The following is a 23,057-nucleotide window of genomic DNA, read 5'->3' on the forward strand; positions in this document are numbered from 1 at the left end:
ACTGGTCAATAACTACCACAGGTAACTGGTTTTGCTGCAACAACCTCACTAAATTTTTGCCAATTCGCCCGTAGCCACATACTACTATATGGTCTTTCCGTGGCACATCTTCAGAAAAATCACGGGCTTGATCTTCCACCAAATAAGGTTTTAGCCAAGGCATTGATTCAGCAAAATCAAATAAAAATGGTACTAGACGCAAGACAAACGGAGTCAACATCAATGTGACTGCGGTAGTTCCCAAAATCAGTAAATATATGCGTCGGGAAACTAAACCCAAAGCCTGTCCTTCACTAGCCAGAACAAAGGAAAACTCTCCAATTTGTGCCAGTCCTAACCCGGCAATTAAAGCGGTTTTTAATGGATAGCCAAATAATTTAACTAGAGGTGTGATAATTAAAAACTTGCCTACGAACACTAGGGCGACAAGTCCGAGAATCAGTTCCAGATTGTTCCACAAAAATACTGGGTCAATTAACATCCCAATCGCAGCGAAAAACAAACTGGCGAAGATATCCCGCAGTGGTTCAACAATGGTCAGTGTTTCGTCGGCGTACTCAACCTCAGAAATCATCAACCCAGCGACAAACGCTCCCATCTCAATTGATAGCCCCAAATATTCTGTTAATAGGGCAATACATAAACACAGAGTTACCACGCCTAACAAAAATAACTCTCGGCTTTCAGTACGCGCTAACAGTCTTAATAAAGGCGGGATTAACCAAATTCCCGCTACAACTGCACCAGCAGCAAATAAGCCAATCCTCACCAGGGCTATTAACACCGCCATCCCAAGAACATCAGCTGGTTCATGGAGGGCTGGTAATACAGCCAACATTAGTCCTAAAGCCAAGTCCTGCACTACCAAAATGCCCAGCATTACCTGCCCGTGGGGTGTTTCTGTTTCGTTGCGTTCCATCAAGCATTTGAGGACAACTGCTGTAGACGACAAAGAGAGAATTGACCCCAAAAATACACCTTTAGCTGGTAAACTTCCCCAAGCGCCTGTTAACCCACATACCAAAACCGTGATTAAAATGGTGAGGGCAATTTGTAAACTACCGCCACCAATAGCGATCGCTTTGACCTTCTTGAGTTCCGCCAAGGAAAATTCTACACCCAAGGCAAACAACAAAAAGGCTACCCCAAACTGCGCCAGGGTTTCCACCTGCACAACTTCTTTAATTAGCCCTAGTCCAGATGGTCCGACAACCATCCCGCCGATGATATACCCCAGTAAAACTGGTTGTTTTAAGAGTGCAGCTAACAGTCCACCGCAGGCGGCGACAGCAAACACTGACACTAAGTCAACAATTAATCTAAAATCCTCTTGCACCAGTTTTTAAAGAACTATTAAGACCTAATAAACCCAGCATACAAAGTTTTATCTCTTTGAGGGGATGGGAATAGTCCCCTAAAAACAAAAATTCTAGATAACTCCATCTATTTTCTCCAAGTTGCTAGTTATCTCTTGCTTAATACCCCTAAATTTATTTATGGAGTTATTTATGGAGTTTAGCGAAACAATGCTAAGTAAAAAACTAAGAGCGCAAGTGTCCTTTTAGATGTAAAATAGTACAAATAAACTATATCAATATCTAATGTCTGACCTAATTCTGTTTTGGCATCGCCGGGATTTACGTATTTCTGATAATACAGGACTAGCCGCTGCACGAGAGCGAAGTGCAAAATTGGTAGGTGTATTTTGCCTCGATCCTGATATTTTGCAGCGAGATGACATAGCTCCTGCTAGAGTAACTTATATGATTGGCTGCTTGCAAGCACTGCAACAGCAATATAGTCAAGCTGGTAGCCAATTGTTAATTCTGCACAAAAACCCAGTGATAGGGATTCCGGTTTTAGCAGAGGCTTTAAAAGCTAAAGCTGTGTTTTGGAATTGGGACGTAGAACCATATTCACAAACAAGAGATATCGCCGTAATAGATTCTTTAAAAGCACAAGGAATTGAATTTCTTCACCAAAATTGGGATCAATTACTTCATGCACCAACAGAAATTTTTAGTGGTTCTAAAACGCCTTACACTGTTTATACTCCTTTTTGGAAAAATTGGATTACTAAACCCAAAGCAACTCCTATAGAAACTCTACCAAATTTTGCAGGTTTAACAGAACAAGAACAAGAAATTGCTCAACAAGCAGGCGCAATTAAATTACCATCTGCTCAAGATTTAGGATTTAGTTGGGATGGAGAATTAATTATTTCTCCAGGAGAATCAGCAGCAGAAACAAGGTTAGAAATATTTACCAAATCTGCTATTAATGAATACCAGGAACAACGCAATTTTCCCGCTGTCGATGGAACATCTCAATTAAGTGCAGCATTGAAATTTGGTGTAATTAGTATTCGTAAACTTTGGCAAGCTACAGTAGAAGCATTAGAAAATAGTCCTAGTGAAGAAGTTACAGCAAGTATCCGTACATGGCAACAAGAATTAGCCTGGCGGGAATTTTATCAACACGCCATGTATCACTTCCCTGCATTATCTGAAGGTGCATATAGAGATAGTTTCAAAAACTTTCCTTGGCGAAATAATGAGACACATTTTCAAGCTTGGTGTGAAGGAAAAACGGGTTATCCGATAGTTGATGCAGCCATGCGGCAGTTAAATGAAAGTGGCTGGATGCATAATAGATGTAGAATGATTGTTGCTAGTTTTTTAACTAAAGATTTAATTATTAATCCTCAATGGGGAGAAAAATATTTTATGCAGAAACTCATTGATGGTGATTTATCTGCTAATAATGGTGGTTGGCAATGGAGCGCTTCTAGTGGCATGGACCCCAAACCATTACGGATTTTTAACCCCGCAAGTCAAACGCAAAAGTTTGATGCAGAAGGAGAATATATTCGTCAATGGGTCAGAGAGTTAAAATCTGTAGAGACGGAGTATTTAATCAGTGGTAATATTACACCTTTAGAGCGTCGTGCTGTGGGTTATCCAGCACCAATTATAGATCATAAAAAGCAGCAGGCTTTGTTTAAACAATTGTATCAGAATCAAAAAACTGCTATGAATTAATTTTTACCTTTAGATGGGAAGGATGTAAATATTAATCATCCCCCACAAAAAACGTAACTGTTCATTTGACATTTGACATTTGACACTGGTTAGAGTCTTTTCCAATCTTCTGAGGGTATCTGCTCTCAATGACTCACGGAATCAAGTTCCATGTTATTTAATGTCTCAAATTTTGGCAGTAATTTTTACCTCTCTCTATTCAAATTATTGATGTCGATTTTCCATAAAATCAATAAACAACAACATAAAATAAGCTAAAATGCAAACAGAGTAAGCATTTCCCCTTTAACAACAATCATGCTGGAGATTCTACAAACACAAATTTATCAACTTGAACAGTTCGCAAACAGCCTTGTTGCTAACCAACTCACCCACCTTAGCATCGTCAGCATTGCCATTATTTTTGTCGCCGGCTTACTCACCAGCCTTACGCCCTGTATGCTGTCTATGCTGCCCATTACCATAGGCTATATCGGCGGTTATGAAGCTAAAACCCGCTTACAAGCAGCAGCCCAATCAACTTGGTTTGCCTTGGGATTAGCAACTACACTTGCAGGGATGGGAATCATAGCAGGTTTAGTTGGAAAAGTCTACGGTCAAGTAGGAATTGGCTTACCAATTATTGTGAGCATTATTGCTATCATTATGGGATTGAACTTATTAGAAGCATTACCCATACAATTTCCTTCTTTGAATGAAACAAATTGGATTTCCCAAGATTTACCTCCTGGAGTGCGTTCATACTCGATTGGATTAACATTTGGATTAGTCGCTTCCCCTTGTAGCACACCAGTTTTAGCCAGTTTATTAGGTTGGGTTGCGAACACCCAAGATTTAATTTTAGGTGCTGTTTTACTACTTTCCTATACAGCCGGATATGTAGCCCCATTGATTTTAGCAGGTACATTTACTGCTGCCATTAAAAAAATATTAGAATTGCGACGTTGGTCTGGTTGGATAAATCCTGTCAGCGGTGCATTATTAGTAGGCTTTGGTGTTTTTTCTTTACTTTCTCGTATCCCTATTGCTAGTTTCTAGACAATGACTTTAGATAATACGACATCCACAGAATTAAGTTGGTGGTTAATACCTGGAAGATTCCTCCGTCGAGGGATTTTGCCGATTTTAACTGATTTGCGCTTGGCAATTATCCTCTTATTAGTAATTGCATTATTTAGCATTAGTGGTACTGTAATTGAACAGGGACAATCACCTGCATTTTACCAATCTAATTACCCAGAACATCCAGCTTTATTTGGTTTTTTGACTTGGAAAGTAATTCAAGTAGTTGGGTTAGATCATGTATATAGAACTTGGTGGTTTTTGAGCTTACTAGTACTATTTGGAACCAGCTTAACAGCTTGTACATTTACACGTCAATTACCAGCCTTAAAAGCTGCTCAAAAATGGAAATATTATGAAGAACCCAGACAATTTAAAAAATTAGCTTTGAGCGCAGAACTAGATATAGTTTCCTTGCAGTCAGTTACGCCAATTTTGCAGCAAAAAAGGTATAAAATATTTCAAGAAAAAAATCAAGCACAGGATGATATTCTCTATGCTCGTAAAGGTATAGTCGGACGTATTGGACCAATTATCGTTCATATTGGTATCGTTGCCATTTTGCTAGGTGGGATTTGGGGCGCAATGACCGGATTTATGGCTCAAGAAATGATTTCTAGCGGCGATACATTCCAGGTAAAAAATGTTATTGATGCTGGTCTATGGTCATCTCAGGATGTATTAAAAGATTGGTCTGTACGTGTAAATCGCTTTTGGATTGATTACACACCTACGGGGGGAATTGACCAATTTTATTCAGATATGTCTGTGTTAAATAATGAGGAAAAAGAAGTTGAACATGAGAAGATTTATGTTAACAAACCCCTGCGTTATCACGGAGTAGTTTTCTATCAAACAGATTGGGGAATTTCTAGTGTTCGGATTAGATTAAATAAAAGTCCGATTTTTCAATTACCAATGGCACAATTAGACACCAAAGGAAAAGGAAGACTTTGGGGAACTTGGATACCAACTAAGCCTGATTTAAGTGAAGGTGTTTCCTTACTAGCAAAAGATTTGCAAGGTATGGTATTAATTTATGATGCTCAAGGCAAATTAATTAATACTGTCCGTGCGGGAATGTCTATACCTGTGAATGGGGTAAACTTAAAAATTATTGATGTTATTGGTAGCACAGGGTTACAAATTAAATATGATCCTGGTATACCCATTGTTTATGCAGGATTTGGTTTGCTAATGTTGGGTGTAGTAATGAGTTATTTTTCCCATTCGCAAATTTGGGCATTAAAAAAAGGAGATACTTTGTATATTGGTGGTAAGACCAACCGAGCGCAAGTTGTATTTGAAAGAGAAATTTTAGGAATTTTAGAGGAATTAAGTTCTTAAGGGAACTCCAAAAAATAAATTATTCAATATTTTGGAATCAAAACGACTGTTCTTCCCCCTGCTCCCTGCTCCCCTGCCTTCAAAACGGTCGAATATTTTTTTAGTTGGAAGTCCCTAAGCTATGGGAGCGTTTCCTGTTCCCTTCCTAAAGCTAAACTAATCGAGAGCGTAAAGCCACTACTGCTACCAGTAATTAATGTTGCTATTTTCAAATTTATTGTTCAGCATCTAAATTTTTTGTCTGCGATAAAAACAGTAAATTCGCCAACTTATAAACTATTCGCGCACCTACATTACCATCCCACTCAGCATCACCAACTTCGCAAATATCAAAACCAATAATTTTTCTGCCACTATTCACCAATTCTCGGAATAAACAATAAGCTTGCTCTAATTCCAATCCCCCTGGAACTGGTGTACCTGTATGCGGACAAAGTTTAGGATCTAAACCATCGACATCAAAGCTAATATATACATTTTCTGGTAAATGACTAATTATTTCTTTACATAAGTCAACCCAAGTTATTCCCGAATATAATTTCTGTTTAATTGCCGATTCATAATAAGCAATAATGCGCTGATTTGAGTTGTTAATTATGTCTACTTCATCTTGACAAATATCTCGTATAGCTACCTGTACTAGTTTGGAAATTTGCGGTATCTTCATAGCATTAAACATGATAGATGCATGGGAAAATTCAAATTCCTCATAGGCATCACGTAAATCTGCGTGTGCATCAATGTGCAGAATACCATAATTCTCATATTTAGCGGCTAAAGCTTGGAAATAACCTAATGGTGAACTATGATCACCACCAATAACAGCAACTTGCTTACCCTGGTTTATCGCTGTTTGACATTGGGTAAACAACCAGTGATTCACCTGTTCACCTGCTTGATTAATTGCTGTTAGCACAAGGGTTAAATCAGGTGTATCTGTCAGTGCTTTTCCTTCAGCTTGTCGTTCAATAATTTTAGCTGCTTCCTGACGGTAGTAATTATTTTTTTCTAAAATATCTTGGGGAATTTCTAGCAAAAAAATTCCCTGTTTCCAGCCATCAGGATGATCTAAATCAAATAAATCTATTTGCAGTGAAGCATCAAGAATTCTCTGTGGTCCTTTGGCTGTTCCAGCACCGTAGGAAACGGTGACTTCCCAAGGTACAGCAAAGACAATCAAGTTTGCAGAATCGTAATCAAATGGTAAACCCAATAGGTTTCCATTCATTTCAGCTATCCCACTAGGATCGTAGTCTTGGAGTTGATTATTCATTGCTCATTTTCTAGATTTACATCAGCAGAGAAAACGCTGCTTGGTCAACATCTGCATTGTAACAGAATTGACTATTAATCAACTTAAAATTGCAAATATCTATAATTAGGTTGATGGATATTATCGACTCTACGATTATTGGAACAGGTAAGGGAGGAAACTGATTATTAAAAAAAGGTTTGGCAATAAACCAAACCTCTATAATTGCTGTGCTTAACAACGTACTAAATTAATTTAGTTCTAGTTTCTTTGCAGTTCATCTTCCTAGAGAGTATGTCCAAATACACCAAAAACTGATAAAGGATTTCTTGATTAAAATAGTAACTCTATTTTTGGGTTTAGTCTCAAAATATACTAATATATATTTTAAGCATGAAAAAGGCTTGGTCTTAGTCCAAGCCTTTGTATATACCAGGTGTTTACCATATATAGTTAATTTAACCTCTCTTGGAATGTAGTTCATCTCTCTATAAGGTGTGTACAAATTTGCTAAAAGCTGCTATCTAATCTCACACTAACTTCTATGTTAAATAAATTTTTTTCTAAAATTTTTTTCAACTAAATAGTGCTGATAGTAGTTAATTATACTATTTCTGAGTTTAACTTTAAAGTATTTACTTGTGAAATAATTGCTAGATAAGCTTTTGGGCGTTTCATCTGTGAGAATTATTTTTTAAATTGTCAGTTAATATTACATACAAAAAAGGCTTGGTTCTGAACCAAGCCCATATATATACCAAGTGTTTACCATATCTAGTTAATTTAGAATAACTTTAATTTTACTTCATCTACCTATAGGATGTATACAAAATTTATATAACCTGTTAAGGATTTATTTGAGAATAGCTAACTAAAAACCTATTCTCACTTTAAACAAATTCTAGATGATCTGTTTTGAGGATTGTCTCAAGATGATGCTTTCTTCAAAAAGATACTACACCCTGAATGAAAATAGAGAATAATACCATAAATAATTCACTTAATTGAGCGAACCACAAATATGATCGATATCCTGATTAATATTTAATTATGAGGTTAATAAAAAAGGTTTAGCACTCGGCTAAACCTCCATAGAAAGCAGTTATTTCGACACACCAAAATTAATTTACGTCTATTATTTTTTATAGTCATCTTCCTTAAGTGAGTATCTAATTTTCGTCAAATATGATAGTCACTTCACCGTTTAAAGCTTTAACTAAATCTACTACCAAAAGAAAGATTAACCATTTAAGTTATTAGCTTTTAAAACAATATTATCACTAAGTTTAAAAAAAGACATTAAATTCACAAATATTTCTATATTTGAAATCTATAAATTAGTATAATTTAGTCGTAATTATTTGGCTGTGTATGCGTTTAAATGGTCGATTGTATATGGCTTTTGGGTTTAGTGAAGAAGTAGCTATTTTAATAAATTGGAACAAATATTACAGCATATGTAGTGAATAATATTAAGTGTAATAACTGAATATTTTACTTAAGTCGGTAGGCACAATTAAACATAACTATGTGAAGAAAAATTAACATTACTCAAACCTTGTTCCCTCAGGATAAATATTCACGGACGGAAGACGTAAATATAACATTGTATTCGGGTGAATAACCATCCTTAGAGCATGGAAAGTTTTTAATGAACCGCAGAGGTAGAAAAAAAGATGTTACGCTAATTAGCATAATGCGTGTTCATAGAAGCCATGTGTTAGCACTACATAGGGGTTGCTGAAAAAGTCTTGTCGTGGAGACAGGGAACAGGGAACAGTTTCAGCTATCTGTCATCCCCAAATTTTTGGATTTATTAGCCCCAAAATGCACAGTTTTTCAGGTCTAACCTTCAAAAATCTTGCACTTTGTTTCCTCTTGTTCAGCCCCAAACCTTTGATTTATCTGGGTTTTACATTTATTCAGCAAGTCCTACATAGCTTTTTCAAAATCGCTATATGATTAAAATAAGTTTTAATTCCAGGATATTTGGCAAGACTTAATGCTATTTTAATGACAGCTTTTACCTCTACTGTAGGCGCACAACTGTTTGTCAATCAGACTTCAGATTTATTAGTAAGTCCTATTGAGTATAAATTAGTAAACTTTGAGAGTGTGAGAAGACAAAAATGAAGCAGTTTTTTACCAGTATTTTCATCTTGACAACTTTGTTAATTGCACCTAGCTGTTCATCAGACAATAAATCTAGTGAAGTCAAGATTTCACCTAGTATGAATATGAATCATGAAAAAGATTCTATGAGTGAACATGATGGACATTCTATGGAACATATGAATGAGGAAGATCACTCAAAAACAACTACTCAAGCTAAATTAAATACTCCTCAAAAGTTAGCTCCTAATCAGCCAATTAATTTAGTGATAGAGATTCAAGATTCTGCTGGAAAACCCGTGACTAAATTTGATAAATTCCAGGAAAAACTAATGCATTTAATTGTAGTTAGTGATGACCTGAGATTTTTCGAGCATATTCATCCAGAATATCAAGAGAATGGCAGCTTTAAAGTCAGTACTAAATTTCCTGAATCTGGAGGATATACTCTATTTAGTGACTATAAACCTGTGGGAGAAAAAGATAGAGTATCTTTAATGAATATCTCTATTCCTGGTTCAGTTCCACTTCCAAAAAGTTTGGAAAAATTTCAAAAAAGCCAAACTATATCTAACACGAAAGTTAATCTCGATTTTTCGGAAAAAAACATTAAAGCCGGAAAATATATTACCCTGAAGTTTGATTTAAAAGATAGCAATAATCAACCAGTTAAAGACTTACAACCATATTTGGGAGAGAAAGGACATTTAGTAATTATCAAGAGTTCTTCAGACCTGACAACAGCAGATTATATCCATGCCCATGCACTCAAAAATACCACAGATGGAGTAATCGAATTTAAAACTAAATTCCCCCAAAAGGGAACTTATAAAATGTGGATGCAATTTAATCGTAACGGAAAAATTAATACTGCTGACTTTTGGGTAAATGTAGAATAGACCTGCCCCCCAAATTCTGCTGTATTTTGATTATGAGACTTGCGTTCCAAAGGCAATTCTTAATCCCCAAAATACAATTAAAATTGCGATCGCTAACCAGTCCCCTGTTCTGAATTTTAAATCTTGCCATTTAACTCGATGCTCATTCGGACTGGTAAAGCCGCGCACCATCATTGCATTTGCCATTTGATCAGCACGCAAGAGCAGATTTTCTAAAAGTCTTTCAATCACAATTAACCAAACTTTAGCTCCTCCTTTTAATCCTAGCTTTTTCCAATTAATTGCCCTAGTCATCACAGAACGCACTAGATTTTGGACTTCTTCTAAAACTAAAGGAATAAATCGCAAAGATAAAGTTAAAGTTAGAGTAATTTCTGTAACTGGTATCTTAAACCTTCGCAGAGGTTGCATTAAACTTTCCATTCCAGAGGTGATTTCTTCTGGTGCAGTTGTTAGCAGATATAAATTAGTGCTGTAAATTAAGGTAAAAACAATTGTACTGAGGCTAATTGCTAAATCTAAGGAACGGCGATTTACTTTAATTGGTCCTTGATGAAACAGCACATAGTTATATTCTTTATTCCTAGCTGCTAATTTGGGACTCTCTTTTGTTTTCTCACCATTTGCTGGCGGAGTTAAAACTTGTTCCGTTGCAGGTAAGCGTGGCTGATAACTGACACCTAGCCCATCAGGACTGATAGCACCAATTATTAATACCATAAATGATAGAACTAACAGCCAACCCATTTGTTGCCGCCACACGCGCAAAGGAATCTTGGCAAATACCGTAAAAATAATTAGCAGTAATACCAATAGCACTCGCCAATAGTTATTAGCGACAACATAGCTGGTGAGAAAGCTCAATAACCAAATTAACTTAACTCGCGGGTCGAGTTTATGTAGCCAAGTTTGCGGATTTTCTAAGTATAGTCCTAGTGGGAGCGATCGCAGTAAATCCATTTTTTAGTCATTGGTCATTGGTCATTGGTCATTGGTCATTGGTGATGAACAAATGACCAGTGAATACTATTTTACGCGAGTTGCTCGATTGAGATTGCCAATTTCCGCATCTCGGACTTTTTTACTCCGCCAGAATAACCGAATCGGAGTCCCATCAAATCCTAATTGTTTGCGAAATTGTCTTTCAATATAACGGCGATAATTATCATTGAAGCGGTGAGCATCATTAACAAATAGAGCAAATGTTGGTGGTTGGGTACTTACTTGTGTACCATAATAAATCTTACCTTGACGACCGCCTCGTGAAGTTGGTGGAGAATGCCAGCTAATTGCATCTGTGAGGACTTCATTTACTACGGAAGTAGTAACACGGCGTTTGTGTGCCTCTGCTGCTTTATTCACCAAGTCTAAAATCTTTTCTACCCGTTGTCCGGTGACGGCACTCACAAAAATTATCTCTGCCCATTCGGTAAAATGCAACCGTCCTTCCAGAGTTTTTTCGTAATCATAAATGGTGTATGAGTCCTTTTCGACAGCATCCCATTTGTTAACTACGATAATGCAAGCTCGACCTTCTTCGATGATTCGCCCAGCTAATTTTTGGTCTTGTTCTGTGGCTCCATCTTCGGCATCTAGAACTAATAAAACCACATCGGCGCGGCGAATTGCTTTAAAGGCGCGGTTAATGCTAAAGAATTCCGTACCGTAATCGATGTGTTTCTTTTTACGAATGCCGGCGGTGTCAATTAAGCGATAAGTTTGCCCAGACCGTTCGATGACTGTATCAATACTATCACGAGTTGTACCGGAAATAGGGCTGACGATCGCTCTTTCTTCCCCAACAAAGGCATTTAATAAGCTGGATTTACCTACATTTGGGCGGCCAATAATGGCGACTTTAATTTCGTTATTTTCTTCTACTTCCGTAACTTCGGGAATGTGAACTAGTAACTCGTCCAGAATTTCCCCTGTACCGCTACCATGAATCGCGGAAATCGGGTATGGTTCACCTAACCCCAACTGCCAAAATTCACTAGCTTGCATTGCGCCTTGTTCGGGAGATTCACATTTGTTCACAGCCAGTAAAACAGGAACCGATTGTTGACGCAACCACCCAGCAATTTCTTCATCTGCTGGCGTGGGGCCTGTTTGACCATCGACGACAAAAATCGCTGCACAAGCTTCTCTGAGTGCGATTAATGCCTGTTGGCGAATCAAAGGCAGGAATTCGGTGTCATCGTTAAAGACTAAACCGCCTGTATCTACGACTAAAAAATCGCGATCGTTCCAAAAAGCAGGTCGATAAGTGCGATCGCGCGTTACACCCGGTTCATCGTGGACAATCGCCGTTTGATCTCCGGCGAGACGATTAACTAAGGTGGATTTGCCCACATTCGGGCGGCCGATAATTGCAATAATTGGCAGTGCCATAAACCAGAGTGCTGAGTGTGTAGATGTGCTGAGTTTTCTATCTACGTTCTTCACCCAGCACTGTTTTGGAGAACTATTTATCATATCACATTTTAAGATTATAGCAAATTTAATTTATATAATTTTTATGTAATTTTAAATAAAAGTGCAAATACAAGTACTTGGTCGTAATGTTGCAAAATACAGCAATAGCAATTATACATAAGTATAAATCAATTATAAGCGTCACAATTAATCACATGAGTAAACGTTCATGGCTAGAAATTAGCGAGTATATATGCTTGGGTTTATCAGTATTGGGAACAATCACAGCTACTGTGACTCAGCAAGTAGTTTATGCAGCTATTCCACTGAGTTTAAGTATGGCGTTAAATTTAGCCAATCGTCCCCGGTTTAATTATTCCCAGTCACAACAACAAATTGAGCAATTACAGTCAAGTCTGCAAAATATGACAGACAACTTTTACCAAGTAACGGAAACTATGGATACATCTAATCAGCGTTTGCAACAAATCGATGCTTGGAGACAACAATTAATCCAAATTATCGACCAAAAAATCGAAATATCAATACAAGAATTGACAGCGAATATTAACCAATTTAATCAACAAATCCAAGTAGTTAATAACCGTTTAACTCGCTTGGATAATTCCCTGCAAAATTTAAATCAGACAATTCACCAACAAGGAGAAGAATTAATAACAGTTCAAGAATTAAAATCTGAATTTTCACAATTTAATCAACAGATTGAAGTTGTTAATTCACGATTTGAGCAAATTGAGAACTCGATCAAAAATTGGAGTGAAAACAGTCAAAAGCAATTAGCTGAATTACGCCAAAATCAAGAAAATCAAAGTTTAGAATTTTCACAATTTAATCAACAGATTGAAGTTGTTAATTCACGATTTGAGCAAATTGAGAACTCGATTAAAGATTGGAGTGAAAACAGTCAAAAGCAATTAGCAGAATTACGCCAAAATCAAGAAAATCAAAGTTTGGAATTTGCCCAACTTAGTCAAAAGATCGAAATAGTTAAACCTCGATTTGAGCAAATAGATAACTCAACACAGCAATTGCATCAAACTATTGGAAAACAAGCTGAAGAATTAGAGCAAGTTAAACAAAATCAAGATACTGAAAGTTCCAAATTTAATAACCTCTTTAATTCTATCAACGATTCTATCAAACAATCTTTGACAGCATTGGATGTGTTGACAGAATTAGATAGTTCATTGGATGCTTTATTAAAACCGTTGCAGACAGAGAATCAGTCAACTAGTCAAACAAATCTGGAATTTAATCAAGCAATTCCAACTACATCTTCATCTGATCAAAACCTAGAAAAATTATTATTTGTAGGTACTTTAAAAGGTCATAATCATAAGGTTCTTTCAGTTGCTTTTAGTCCAGATGGTAGAATATTAGCTAGTGGAAGTGATGATAAAACTATCAAGATTTGGGATTTAGCGACTCAGCAACATCGTACTCTTGAAGGACATGGAGAATCTTCTTGGTCTGGAGGGATTAATTCAGTTGCTTTTAGTCCAGATGGTAAAATATTAGCAAGTGGAAGTGATGATAAAACAATTAAATTGTGGGATATAAATACGGGAATAGAAATTTTCACGTTCACAGGACATGAAGAAAAAGTTTACTCTGTCGTATTTAGTCCCTTGGGAAAAATGTTAGCTAGTGGGAGTAAAGATAAAACTGTCAAACTATGGTCTTTAGAACAGGGGAAAGAAATTCACTCTTTCAAAGGTCATACAGATGATGTGTTATGTGTGGCTTTTAGTCCAGACGGTAAAATTTTAGCTAGTGGTAGCAAAGATAAGACCATTACAATTGTGTATTTAGGTCAACAAAAAGTCCAAACTATTACAACTGATTCTGATTGGTTTGCAGATATTAATTCTCTTGCATTCAGTCCATATGGCAAAATTTTAGCTAGTGCTAGTCAGAAGAAGAAAATTCAATTATGGGATATAGAAACCTGTCAAAAGATTCGCACTCTCAAAGGTCATGATGATGACGTTCTTTCTGTTGCATTTAGTCCCAATGGTAAAATTTTAGCAAGTGCGAGTAAAGATAAAACTGTTAAACTATGGTTTGTAGATAGTGGTGAAGAAATTTCCAGCGTCAAATGTGCTGATGATACAGTTTATTCAGTTGCTTTTAGCCCAGATGGTAAAATATTAGCTGCGGGAAGTGGAGATAAAACGATTACCTTATTTCCTTGTAAGTGAGGCGTGAATTTTATTTATTTATTAATTTAGTTAAATTAGTCGGCTTAAGCCGACTTTCGCTATTAGCCGGGGAATTAATTCCCCGGAGGCTAAAGTTTTTTATCTGTGGTTGCCTTAACCATCAGAATGTCCCACAATTATCTGATATTTATATTTTATGCCGTTTGTTCAGTTTCCGTCTCTACCTTCTGCCCAATTTTCGGTTCTGTACCCGCAATTAATCGCTCAATATTACTGCGGTGACGAATAATAACATATAAACCTCCAGCAATACCAAAAAGTATATATGGTAAAGGTTGATGGAAAATTGCCATCAAAATGGAAACAGCAACAGCACCAGCAATAGAACTCAAAGACACAATTCTCGATATGGCAATAACAACGGCAAAAATTCCTATTGTTGACAAACCAACCTGCCAACTTAATGCTAACAAAATCCCTATACCAGTAGCCACAGACTTACCACCAGTAAAGCCTAAAAAGATTGATTTACTGTGTCCTAAAATTGCGGCAAATCCAGATAAAGTTACTAAATAAGGTTGCCAAATTTCTAAATTTATAGTTAACGGGATTAAATTATAACTAGGAGCAAGATTGCATAAAACATAAACTAGATTTATTGCTAAAACTCCCTTTAACCCATCAATTAATAACACAGATGCCCCTGGAACTTTTCCTAAAGTCCTTAGTACGTTTGTTGCCCCAGTTGAACCAGAACCAACTTCCCGAATATCAATTCCTTTTAACAGCTTCCCAGCCAGATATCCCGTAGGGAAAGAACCCAATAAGTAAGCTATTAAAACAACCGCCCCACACAAAGTTAACCAAATAGCCATAATAGTTCGTAATTCGTAATTCGTAATTCGTAATTCGTAATTATTTGGTCACTAGTCTAGAGTGAAATATCTTGACCAATGACCAATGACCAATGACTAATTAAAACTCATCATCATAATCTCTATCTTTCATGGTTTTTGGATCGGGTGCAAAAGCCAACCAGAGAGGGAATTGTAGCAAACCTAGGCTAATTTGCTCCTCAGAATCATCAATAATAATTAAAGGCAATTGATTGGCTTTAACTAATCTATCTGCTTTCTGGGCTAAAGCCGTCGGTGCTTCAAACAAAACCACACCTCTATCAGGGCCAAAATCGGGACGACCAATTCCCAAACAATCTTGTAAACCGCGTCGCCATTCACCTAAACGTTCTGGTGTATTGGCTAAAATTAGAGTACGCACGCGATCGCCATGTAGTTTGTGTAATATGGAAATTGCCGCCGACGCAATCAAGATATTCTGCAAGCGGCTACCCATTGTCCGTAAAGCACCCCGTCCCCCCAAAGTGAAAAACCAATTAGAAACTCGTTCTGCGTGAATTGGTTCAAAAGTCCGCCTTAACTGCCACGCAGCGCCATAATAATCGGGTTGATTGCGGTATTGGTCAATTAAACGGCGTATTTGTTTAGTTGTCTCTTGAAACTGTTGTTGAGCTAGTTGCAGTGTGGGGGGCTGTTGTTCAGCCGGTTTTGCTTCTTTGACTGCTGGTTTTTCCCGTTCCTTCACAGCCGGGGCTAATTGCAGTTGCTCGGCTGCGGCTGCTAAATCTTGTAAGCTACCTGTGAGATAGTCTTTAAAACCCTGTACCCGAATTGCTAAATCTTGAGATGTTCCCGCAAAGGTAGTTCGCATTTCATTACGAATGCGTTCTTGTCGTCTTTCTAGTTGTTCGACAGAAATCTGCAATGCTTGTTTACGTTGTTCTAACAGCAATAGAGACTCTTGCACCATTTTTGAGAGTGCAGTTTGAGTTTCACTAACTTGTCCTTGAAGATTTTTGTAAGTAGCTTGGAGTTGAAAAATTTCTGCTTTCAGCGCTGTCTCAGTTGCTTGTAACTCGGCGACTCGGTGTGCAGCTTGTACATATAGTGAATTAAGTTCTGATTCTGACTCCAGCACCGCAGTTTCTACTTCACCTTTGAACTCTTCTGTTGGTTCTACTGTCAGAGATGCCGCTGCTATGTTGACTACTGGTGACTCCAAAGATACATCATCTGCTTGTGGTTCACCTGATGGAATTAAAGTTTCTGTTGCCGGCAATAAATCAGCAGCTAGGTTTTCCGGTGTTTCACCTGTAGAAATTTTTTCTGGTGTTTCTTCCCACCAATCATCAATCGATTCTGGAGTTTGAGATTCCTCTGGGTTCATAAATATATAGTGTAATTCCTAGGAAACGAATAATATCGAAGTCAGGGGAGACGCTCAAGACGAGGAGAAAATCACCATTCACCACTAAATACGTGGACAACGCTGTTCCAAACAAGATTTTAAGGCTTTGGGGTCAAATAAAATCGGTAAAAAGTGAATGCTGTTGACTTCTTTAAAATAAAACAGAATGGGAAATCCATTCCAGAAGATTCGCCAATTTTGCCATTCTTGGTAAGGAAAACGCCTAATTAACTTTTCTCCCCGGTAAATATCAAAGTCTGTGGCGGTAAATTGCAACCGCAGTGTGACAGCTTGAAACATGAGAAACAAGCCAAAAATTGTGAACACTCCTCCTACCCAAGGTTGTACTAGCAGTAGTGGAATAGCAGCCAGCACCAAGACGACAGGGATATTGTAACTTGGCTTGAGTTCCACAGTAGCGGTGGTATTCGGCACAGATGAACTAATCACAATCTTGATCTCCTGCTTTGTTAGTAAACATTAATCTTCTATTTTAGTAGTTAAAACTGAGTCGTTATAACCCTGGCGTAAATCCACCACCTGTTCCTTGAAACATTAACCAAGAAAGAAAGAAGTTGCTAACGAAGATAATCAGCAAGGCTGTAACCACGGCTGTTGTGGTTGATTGTCCCACACCTTTCGCGCCTCCTGTTGTCGTTAAACCCCAACTGCAACCAATGGTGGCGATTAAAATACCAAAACAGCCTGCTTTAATCATGGCGCTACAGATATCCCAGATGTCGAGAAAGTTACGAGCTGAGTCTAAAAAGACTGCATCTGAAAGATTGTAAACGTTGGTGGCAATTATCAATCCCCCAGTCATGCCGGTAATTAAGGACAGAAGGGTTAAAATGGGCAGCATTAATAAACAAGCAAGAATACGGGGGATTACTAGATAATCAATTGGGTCAGTTTTTAACATCAACAGGGCATCTATTTGCTCTGTGACTCGCATTGTACCAATTTCGGCTGCAAAGGCAGAACCAACCCGTCCCGCTAAAATTACTGCTGTCAGTACTGGTGTAAGTTCTCTGGTTAAGGCTACCGCCAAAACACCGCCGACGAGGTTTCCTGCACCAAAGTTGATAAATTCCCGCGCTACCTGAATTGTAAAGACTGCACCGACAAAAACGGCTGTTAATAAGGCAATAAATACGGAATCTGGACCAACTGCTGCTAGTTGCTCTAAGGTGTTACGCCGATGGATTTTGCCTTTGAGGAGGTGAACTATTACTTGTCCACCCAAAAAAACCGCTGCCAGCAATCGCTGACTCCATGTTCCTAAACTGGATTTAGTCATTAATTCAGTAGTCAGTTATCATTTATTCAGTTATCATAAACTGCCCTAACTCCCTAAATTCCTAACTCCTTCAGGTGTTGCTCAAACATTAAGTTAGTTTAAAGACTCTCTCAGAAAGTTAAGCTATTATTAAACGCATTGCAACGAGTTATTTATAATTTATTGAAAATAAAACCTTGATAAATAAAGGGTTTCACGGCTTGCCAGCCCTTTATTTTAGCCTCAGCATTTTGTGTAACTAGTAGAGTTTACTTTTAATGAAAACTTAAGATTATTGACGAAATAACTGTTCAGGAGCGATCGCATTTATTCTAGAAGATGACGTGCATCTATTCAGCCATCGTCTACATACTCCCGGAGCTTGCCTGATAATGAGCATATTTACCAACTTTCTTCGCTCCCTACTACTCACTACCGTTTTTAGTTTTATCGCTCCTATATTCTTAGTCGGCAGTATATTAGTCTTCTTATGCCTCTTTGGCTACATTCCTGGTTTACAAGGCGTAGCTGAGAATATCCCGACTCTAATCCTGCATTTTCTCGCCACTTTTGGCACTGGTAGCCCCATTAATGGCTTATTTGTCATTAGTCTTACCTGTGGTTTTGTGGGCGGGCTGTTTGATATCTATGCTTACTATCGATGTCAAATTCTCCGCATTGATTCCTAAGTAATATTAATGCCTTCGTCAGGTATTTATTAAGTTACAGGAAGACGCACTTTCGCCAAAACCACCTTGTTGCTGCTCTTAACTCAGATTTGAGTTCCTATTGTTAACTACGTATAAGCCATCACAAGTCTTAGTCATTAGTAACTCAAGACCATATTTTGTGCTGGAAATAGCCTGTTCGTGCCTTTGTGGCCAAGACCAGTTAATAATTAGTAATTTCAATACATAGTCCTTAACAAATAAATATAGCAAATGAAACTATACACGAAATCTAAAATTTTCCTTAAGATTTTAGATAGTCCTGTACCTGCTCACTATTAAGGAGGTTGTCTGAGCGCTAGGCATTTTATATTAGGTTTATTAATAGGTAATTAAATTGCTCATGGTTTGGCCTTTTTCGCCCAGATTTCGGAAACAAATTGCTCGGATTGAGATTACTGGTGCGATCGCCAGTGCTACCCGTAAACGGGTATTAGAAGCCCTGAAAACTGTAGAAGAGAAGAAATTTCCGGCTTTACTGCTACGCATTGATAGTCCTGGCGGTACAGTGGGAGACTCCCAAGAAATTTACAGCGCTTTGAGACGGTTGCAGAAAAAAACCAAAATTGTCGCTAGTTTTGGCAATATATCGGCTTCGGGCGGCGTTTATATCGGAATGGGAGCCGAACACATTATGGCTAACCCAGGCACGATTACAGGTAGTATTGGTGTGATTTTGCGTGGGAATAACCTGGAACGCTTGCTAGAAAAAGTGGGTGTTTCTTTTAAGGTGATTAAGTCTGGCCCTTACAAAGATATTTTGTCCTTTGACCGAGAATTGACAGCAGCAGAAGAGAGCATCCTGCAACAGTTGATTGATGTCAGTTATCAGCAATTTGTGCAAACAGTAGCTGAGGGCAGGTCTTTGGATGTAGAAACCGTGAAAACTTTCGCTGACGGCCGGATTTTTACGGGAGAGCAAGCCTTAAATTTGGGCGTTGTAGACCGTTTGGGAACAGAAGAAGATGCACGTCGCTGGACGGCCGAATTAGTAGGACTTGATCCAGAGAAAACTCCTTGCTATACGCTAGAAGAACGTAAACCATTATTGAGTCGAGTTCTACCAGGGAGCCGTCTGGCGAACTCCAGAATTGGGGCTGGAATTGATTGGCTCGAATTTGAAATATCTACTAGTGGTTTACCCTTGTGGTTGTATCGACCGTAAATAAATTGTCAATAGTCACTAGTACCGCAGGGGGGAATTAAAAATTAACAATTAAAAATTAAAAAAGCAGATGGCTCTAGCTTTTCAGTAATTTTTAATTGTTGTTTGAGTTACTCTATGCTGCACTAGTTAATAGTCTTTGTACTAATGACTAATGACTAATGACCAATGACTAAATAAAGGAGGATTTTGGAAGTGGAATGGCAAATACGAGCGATTCGTGGCGCAACAACTGTTGCAGAAAATAGAGTGGAAGCAATCCGAGAAGCGGTGACAGAATTACTTGATGAACTCGAAGAACGGAATCAACTTGAACCAACAGCAATTTTGAGTGTTACTTTTTCTGTCACACGGGACTTAGATGTTATTTTCCCAGCTGCGATCGCTCGCAGTCGTCCTTTATGGGATAGTGTGGCTATGTTGGATGTCCAGCAAATGCACGTTGAAGGCAGTTTACAGCGCTGCATTCGGTTTTTAATCCACGCCTATTTACCAACTTCCGCCCCCATTCACCACATTTATTTACGTCAAGCGGCTAAATTGCGCCCAGATTGGGGTTTACCGCAAACGTTACAAACTTCACAGCCAGTAATTAAAACAAAAGTTTAAAATCAGCAGGTCAATAATATATGTAAAAATTAGCGCCAAATGAGTTATTACAATGGTGATGCGGCTGCTCAACCTGCTGCTATTGGTGGGAGTATTTTCACTCATCGAGGAACTGGTGTTTGTGTGAAGTTAGAGGATTTTTTGAATATTCTCTCCAAAGGTGAAGAGCCGCTTGTCATTGTCACTAGTGAAGGTTATTTTACGAAAATATATAAATATGTGACTGCGTATAAGGGTTTTGTGTTTTTCACAGAATCCTTAGATAAATTGCAATTTGGTAGCAATATTGAGGTGATTTACGCCCAGAGTTTAGGGACGGATATTTGATAAAATAAATCAGATTGCGGATAAATATCAATCCTTTGCTGATTATGATTTATACTCGACATTGTGTTAAAAAGATAATTAAAGCTTCTGCTTCTTGATCTGGCAGGAGTTTGATCATATATGTCATTTTTGTTTGGACTAAGAAATCGTAACGGCTTAACCGATAGACAAATAGAATATTGTATTGAGGCTTGGCAAGTCTTATGTGGTGATGAGGGTAGAATACTAATTACAAATGGAGCAAAGATATATAGTTCTTCAACGCGTTTTGTAGAAGGTAAAAATGTCGTTTATTTAGGAGCAGATGCCTATCCTGGTAATAACTCTAGTGCAAATTCCCGAATGTCTGTACTAGCCTGTTTAGCTCACGAATTATCACATATGCAACGTTTTGACAGGGGCTATCGGCGACCTCTGGATATGCCTGATATACTTATAGATGAAGCTGAAACAAGTTTGGATGCTTCTTTTCATATTGTAATTAGCCTCAAAGATAGAGAAGACTTAATAGAAGATGCAAGAGATAGGCTGACCGATTGGTTGGCTAATAAATCTAAGTCAGGAGAATCATTATGATTACAAAAGTAGAACCCAGCGGTGTAATACTAAAAGACATTTGTGAGATTCAAACAGAAAAGTGTGTTGCAAAAGACTCACCAGCTGCAATCACTGCTGTTTGGTATTCTCCAGGACGTAAACAGGTTAATGTATGTAGATCCTGTCTTGATGAGATGGTACGTAGGGGAGAATGGGAGGTTAAAGGTGCTAGGTTAAGCCCTCGCGCTGATATAACCAGTGGATAAGAAAGAAGATGAATAAACTCAAGTACCAAATGATAATTCAGTGGTCTGAGGAAGATAATTGCTTCTTAGTAGGATTCCCTGACTTTCCAGGACCAAAATGGCGCACTCATGGGGATACTTACGAGTTAGCAGTAACGAATGGAATAGAAGCCTTAGACTCTCTAATTATTGCTTACGAAGCTGCGGGTGATGCACTTCCAGAACCAACAGTTTGTCAAGCAGCATAGGGAAGCATTGAAGTAAAATAACCCAACCAGCGTTGTTGGGTTTTCTGACCTGGTTTTTGGGTTGATTAAATCATAATATTACGTATAATTACTGTATGTTACTAAGCCAATAGTTTATATATTATAGTCACGGTGTTTGTCTGAAATACAAAATCGGGCGATCGCACTTGGTAATAAAGTTTAGTGAGGGCATTATATGACAGATGTTCACCTTCCTTTACCTTTTAAATTAAAAGGGTCAAATAAAAGCTTTCATACTGAAGTTGTTGGGCAACTTTCAATTATGGATAACCCACATTTTATTGAAAAGGGTCAACCAATTCTAGTACTTGGTTTCAATGTACCATTTGATGCAAAATATTTGTGTAAATACGGAGACAAAATTCTTGTTATTCCTACAGAAATATCGCGATTTGAGAAAATTAAACGGGATTTCCTTGCTAACCACGAAGGAAAATATGAAAATCTTTCTTACACAGAGATGTTAGAATACCTTGATCTATTTGGTTAAAGGTGTGAATTGATAACACCAATTTCGCAATAAAGATAAGTTGTCAAACTCGCAAGCATTCTTGAAAATCCAAATTTACCCTTCAGACAGTAAGAAACTTACTGCCTGTTTTTCCCATATCTATCACTTACCCTTCGCATTTAAAGCGTATTCCCTAAACTCTCAGTTTTTAGTTGGGTTACGATATTGTTAATTCTCTCTTTCTAAATTATTCAGGAAATTTAGGTTTTGATATAGTAATCATGAGTGGTAAACCCCTATGCCAGATTTATTTGAAAGAATTACAATCAACCCGAAGCAATGTGGTGGTCGTCCCTGTATCCGGGGTATGCGAATTCGTGTATCAGACGTGCTGGATTTGTTTGTAGCTGGACTAAGTGCTGAACAGATTCTCGAAGAAATGCCCGATTTGGAAATGGATGATCTCAAAGCAGCACTTATGTATGCTTCACGTAAACTCAATCATCCGGTTCTGGTAGCATGATAATCTGGGTAGATGCACACTTATCACCTGCTATTGCTGTCTGGATTACCAGTACATTCAGCATCACAGCATTAGCCTTACGAGATGTTGGATTGAGGGATGCTGAAGATCCTGAGATTTTTGAAGCAGCAAAAGCTAGAGGAGTTATCTTAATGACTAAAGATAGTGACTTTGTTGACTTAGTTCAGCGTCTTGGTTCACCACCACAAATTATTTGGTTAACTTGTGGTAATACATCAAATTTTCATTTGCAAAAAATCCTAAATAAAACACTACCGCAGGCACTAGAGCTTTTAAAAGCAGGTGAGACTTTAGTAGAAATCAGCGGTAATTAATACCGCTTACGTT

General features: G+C 37.9%; 23 protein-coding genes (1 of these 23 only partly in view). 15 read left to right on the top strand and 8 right to left on the bottom strand.

Annotated elements, in window-relative coordinates; translation table 11 throughout:
- Positions 1 to 1,336 carry the 5' portion of a cation:proton antiporter gene (locus ANA7108_RS0124395; protein ID WP_016953457.1) on the bottom strand. 968 nt of this gene lie to the left of the window's left edge, so the window shows 1,336 of its 2,304 coding nt (coding positions 1-1,336); its start codon is at positions 1,334 to 1,336; its stop codon lies off the left edge, out of view.
- Between the two features lie 265 nt (positions 1,337 to 1,601).
- Here ANA7108_RS0124395 and ANA7108_RS0124400 point away from each other — a divergent pair, with 265 nt between their 5' ends.
- The 3 genes from ANA7108_RS0124400 to ANA7108_RS0124410 all read left to right on the top strand — a co-directional run bounded on the left by ANA7108_RS0124400 (position 1,602) and on the right by ANA7108_RS0124410 (position 5,450).
- Entirely contained in the window at positions 1,602 to 3,041 is a 1,440-nt protein-coding gene (locus ANA7108_RS0124400) for an FAD-binding domain-containing protein (protein WP_016953458.1), read from the top strand.
- A 297-nt stretch (positions 3,042 to 3,338) separates the two neighbouring features.
- A complete protein-coding gene (locus ANA7108_RS0124405) occupies positions 3,339 to 4,079 on the top strand; it encodes a cytochrome c biogenesis protein CcdA (RefSeq protein WP_016953459.1) in 741 nt (246 codons plus the stop codon).
- Between the two features lie 3 nt (positions 4,080 to 4,082).
- A complete protein-coding gene (locus ANA7108_RS0124410) occupies positions 4,083 to 5,450 on the top strand; it encodes a cytochrome c biogenesis protein (RefSeq protein WP_016953460.1) in 1,368 nt (455 codons plus the stop codon).
- A 214-nt stretch (positions 5,451 to 5,664) separates the two neighbouring features.
- Here the strand turns inward: ANA7108_RS0124410 and speB are convergent, their stop codons facing one another.
- Positions 5,665 to 6,723 carry an agmatinase SpeB gene (gene speB, locus ANA7108_RS0124415; RefSeq protein ID WP_016953461.1) on the bottom strand — a complete coding sequence of 353 codons (1,059 nt, stop codon included), beginning with the start codon at positions 6,721 to 6,723 and terminating at the stop codon, positions 5,665 to 5,667.
- Positions 6,724 to 8,831: 2,108 nt separating this feature from the next.
- Here speB and ANA7108_RS0124425 point away from each other — a divergent pair.
- The gene (locus tag ANA7108_RS0124425) at positions 8,832 to 9,713 is read left to right on the top strand and encodes a hypothetical protein (RefSeq protein WP_016953463.1); all 882 of its coding nucleotides are present in this window, start codon (positions 8,832 to 8,834) and stop codon (positions 9,711 to 9,713) included.
- 30 nt (positions 9,714 to 9,743) lie between these two features.
- Here ANA7108_RS0124425 and ANA7108_RS0124430 read toward each other — a convergent pair whose 3' ends face one another.
- Entirely contained in the window at positions 9,744 to 10,673 is a 930-nt protein-coding gene (locus ANA7108_RS0124430; protein ID WP_016953464.1) for an energy-coupling factor transporter transmembrane protein EcfT, read from the bottom strand.
- 66 nt (positions 10,674 to 10,739) lie between these two features.
- On the bottom strand, positions 10,740 to 12,104 hold the full coding sequence (der, locus tag ANA7108_RS0124435; protein ID WP_016953465.1) for a ribosome biogenesis GTPase Der: 1,365 nt from the start codon (positions 12,102 to 12,104) through the stop codon (positions 10,740 to 10,742).
- 239 nt (positions 12,105 to 12,343) lie between these two features.
- On the opposite strand from der, the gene ANA7108_RS0124440 reads away from it, so the two are divergent.
- Positions 12,344 to 14,350 carry a WD40 repeat domain-containing protein gene (locus tag ANA7108_RS0124440; RefSeq protein WP_026104429.1) on the top strand — a complete coding sequence of 669 codons (2,007 nt, stop codon included), beginning with the start codon at positions 12,344 to 12,346 and terminating at the stop codon, positions 14,348 to 14,350.
- 155 nt (positions 14,351 to 14,505) lie between these two features.
- Here ANA7108_RS0124440 and plsY read toward each other — a convergent pair whose 3' ends face one another.
- From plsY to ANA7108_RS0124460, 4 genes are all read right to left on the bottom strand, one after another.
- Positions 14,506 to 15,186, bottom strand: a complete 681-nt coding sequence (gene plsY, locus ANA7108_RS0124445) for a glycerol-3-phosphate 1-O-acyltransferase PlsY (RefSeq protein WP_016953467.1) — start codon at positions 15,184 to 15,186, stop codon at positions 14,506 to 14,508.
- Between the two features lie 100 nt (positions 15,187 to 15,286).
- Entirely contained in the window at positions 15,287 to 16,555 is a 1,269-nt protein-coding gene (locus ANA7108_RS0124450) for a DUF3086 domain-containing protein (RefSeq protein ID WP_016953468.1), read from the bottom strand.
- 84 nt (positions 16,556 to 16,639) lie between these two features.
- Positions 16,640 to 17,026, bottom strand: coding sequence for a DUF3119 family protein (locus ANA7108_RS0124455; protein ID WP_016953469.1), 387 nt, complete (start codon positions 17,024 to 17,026; stop codon positions 16,640 to 16,642).
- Between the two features lie 64 nt (positions 17,027 to 17,090).
- Positions 17,091 to 17,876: an MlaE family lipid ABC transporter permease subunit gene (locus ANA7108_RS0124460; protein WP_016953470.1), complete on the bottom strand. Its 786-nt coding sequence runs from the start codon at positions 17,874 to 17,876 to the stop codon at positions 17,091 to 17,093.
- Between the two features lie 371 nt (positions 17,877 to 18,247).
- On the opposite strand from ANA7108_RS0124460, the gene ANA7108_RS29185 reads away from it, so the two are divergent.
- The 10 genes from ANA7108_RS29185 to ANA7108_RS0124505 all read left to right on the top strand — a co-directional run bounded on the left by ANA7108_RS29185 (position 18,248) and on the right by ANA7108_RS0124505 (position 23,044).
- Positions 18,248 to 18,544 (top strand): hypothetical protein, encoded by a 297-nt coding sequence (locus tag ANA7108_RS29185; protein ID WP_083389586.1) that lies wholly within the window; start codon positions 18,248 to 18,250, stop codon positions 18,542 to 18,544.
- 382 nt (positions 18,545 to 18,926) lie between these two features.
- Positions 18,927 to 19,748: a signal peptide peptidase SppA gene (sppA, locus tag ANA7108_RS0124465; RefSeq protein WP_016953471.1), complete on the top strand. Its 822-nt coding sequence runs from the start codon at positions 18,927 to 18,929 to the stop codon at positions 19,746 to 19,748.
- 195 nt (positions 19,749 to 19,943) lie between these two features.
- The gene (aroH, locus tag ANA7108_RS0124470; RefSeq protein ID WP_016953472.1) at positions 19,944 to 20,357 is read left to right on the top strand and encodes a chorismate mutase; all 414 of its coding nucleotides are present in this window, start codon (positions 19,944 to 19,946) and stop codon (positions 20,355 to 20,357) included.
- A 39-nt stretch (positions 20,358 to 20,396) separates the two neighbouring features.
- Positions 20,397 to 20,684 carry a hypothetical protein gene (locus ANA7108_RS0124475; RefSeq protein ID WP_016953473.1) on the top strand — a complete coding sequence of 96 codons (288 nt, stop codon included), beginning with the start codon at positions 20,397 to 20,399 and terminating at the stop codon, positions 20,682 to 20,684.
- A gap of 120 nt (positions 20,685 to 20,804) precedes the next feature.
- Complete coding sequence (locus ANA7108_RS0124480) at positions 20,805 to 21,260, top strand: hypothetical protein (RefSeq protein ID WP_016953474.1); 456 nt, start codon at positions 20,805 to 20,807, stop codon at positions 21,258 to 21,260.
- Positions 21,257 to 21,487: a hypothetical protein gene (locus tag ANA7108_RS0124485; RefSeq protein ID WP_016953475.1), complete on the top strand. Its 231-nt coding sequence runs from the start codon at positions 21,257 to 21,259 to the stop codon at positions 21,485 to 21,487. The genes ANA7108_RS0124480 and ANA7108_RS0124485 overlap by 4 nt, the downstream gene beginning before the upstream one ends.
- 8 nt (positions 21,488 to 21,495) lie before the next feature.
- Complete coding sequence (locus ANA7108_RS0124490) at positions 21,496 to 21,714, top strand: type II toxin-antitoxin system HicB family antitoxin (RefSeq protein ID WP_016953476.1); 219 nt, start codon at positions 21,496 to 21,498, stop codon at positions 21,712 to 21,714.
- A 196-nt stretch (positions 21,715 to 21,910) separates the two neighbouring features.
- Positions 21,911 to 22,225: a hypothetical protein gene (locus tag ANA7108_RS0124495; protein WP_016953477.1), complete on the top strand. Its 315-nt coding sequence runs from the start codon at positions 21,911 to 21,913 to the stop codon at positions 22,223 to 22,225.
- 259 nt (positions 22,226 to 22,484) lie between these two features.
- A complete protein-coding gene (locus tag ANA7108_RS0124500; RefSeq protein WP_016953478.1) occupies positions 22,485 to 22,709 on the top strand; it encodes a DUF433 domain-containing protein in 225 nt (74 codons plus the stop codon).
- On the top strand, positions 22,706 to 23,044 hold the full coding sequence (locus tag ANA7108_RS0124505) for a DUF5615 family PIN-like protein (protein WP_016953479.1): 339 nt from the start codon (positions 22,706 to 22,708) through the stop codon (positions 23,042 to 23,044). Before ANA7108_RS0124500 ends, ANA7108_RS0124505 begins: the two co-directional genes overlap by 4 nt.
- Positions 23,045 to 23,057 lie beyond the last annotated feature (13 nt).

The organism is Anabaena sp. PCC 7108, assembly GCF_000332135.1.
Classification (GTDB): Bacteria; Cyanobacteriota; Cyanobacteriia; order Cyanobacteriales; family Nostocaceae; genus Anabaena.

What these genes read in the sequence shown, in the direction of transcription:
- ANA7108_RS0124490 (WP_016953476.1), top strand. Translation starts at nt 21,496, where the DNA reads ATGAATAAACTCAAGTACCAAATGATAATTCAGTGGTCTGAGGAAGAT.
- ANA7108_RS29185 (WP_083389586.1), top strand. Translation starts at nt 18,248, where the DNA reads ATGAGCATATTTACCAACTTTCTTCGCTCCCTACTACTCACTACCGTT.
- ANA7108_RS0124480 (WP_016953474.1), top strand. Translation starts at nt 20,805, where the DNA reads ATGTCATTTTTGTTTGGACTAAGAAATCGTAACGGCTTAACCGATAGA.
- der (WP_016953465.1), bottom strand. Translation starts at nt 12,104, where the DNA reads ATGGCACTGCCAATTATTGCAATTATCGGCCGCCCGAATGTGGGCAAA.
- sppA (WP_016953471.1), top strand. Translation starts at nt 18,927, where the DNA reads ATGGTTTGGCCTTTTTCGCCCAGATTTCGGAAACAAATTGCTCGGATT.
- ANA7108_RS0124500 (WP_016953478.1), top strand. Translation starts at nt 22,485, where the DNA reads ATGCCAGATTTATTTGAAAGAATTACAATCAACCCGAAGCAATGTGGT.
- plsY (WP_016953467.1), bottom strand. Translation starts at nt 15,186, where the DNA reads ATGGCTATTTGGTTAACTTTGTGTGGGGCGGTTGTTTTAATAGCTTAC.
- ANA7108_RS0124495 (WP_016953477.1), top strand. Translation starts at nt 21,911, where the DNA reads ATGACAGATGTTCACCTTCCTTTACCTTTTAAATTAAAAGGGTCAAAT.
- ANA7108_RS0124430 (WP_016953464.1), bottom strand. Translation starts at nt 10,673, where the DNA reads ATGGATTTACTGCGATCGCTCCCACTAGGACTATACTTAGAAAATCCG.
- ANA7108_RS0124475 (WP_016953473.1), top strand. Translation starts at nt 20,397, where the DNA reads ATGAGTTATTACAATGGTGATGCGGCTGCTCAACCTGCTGCTATTGGT.
- ANA7108_RS0124485 (WP_016953475.1), top strand. Translation starts at nt 21,257, where the DNA reads ATGATTACAAAAGTAGAACCCAGCGGTGTAATACTAAAAGACATTTGT.
- ANA7108_RS0124505 (WP_016953479.1), top strand. Translation starts at nt 22,706, where the DNA reads ATGATAATCTGGGTAGATGCACACTTATCACCTGCTATTGCTGTCTGG.
- ANA7108_RS0124450 (WP_016953468.1), bottom strand. Translation starts at nt 16,555, where the DNA reads ATGAACCCAGAGGAATCTCAAACTCCAGAATCGATTGATGATTGGTGG.
- ANA7108_RS0124440 (WP_026104429.1), top strand. Translation starts at nt 12,344, where the DNA reads ATGAGTAAACGTTCATGGCTAGAAATTAGCGAGTATATATGCTTGGGT.
- ANA7108_RS0124460 (WP_016953470.1), bottom strand. Translation starts at nt 17,876, where the DNA reads ATGACTAAATCCAGTTTAGGAACATGGAGTCAGCGATTGCTGGCAGCG.
- ANA7108_RS0124410 (WP_016953460.1), top strand. Translation starts at nt 4,083, where the DNA reads ATGACTTTAGATAATACGACATCCACAGAATTAAGTTGGTGGTTAATA.
- ANA7108_RS0124405 (WP_016953459.1), top strand. Translation starts at nt 3,339, where the DNA reads ATGCTGGAGATTCTACAAACACAAATTTATCAACTTGAACAGTTCGCA.
- ANA7108_RS0124425 (WP_016953463.1), top strand. Translation starts at nt 8,832, where the DNA reads ATGAAGCAGTTTTTTACCAGTATTTTCATCTTGACAACTTTGTTAATT.
- ANA7108_RS0124400 (WP_016953458.1), top strand. Translation starts at nt 1,602, where the DNA reads ATGTCTGACCTAATTCTGTTTTGGCATCGCCGGGATTTACGTATTTCT.
- speB (WP_016953461.1), bottom strand. Translation starts at nt 6,723, where the DNA reads ATGAATAATCAACTCCAAGACTACGATCCTAGTGGGATAGCTGAAATG.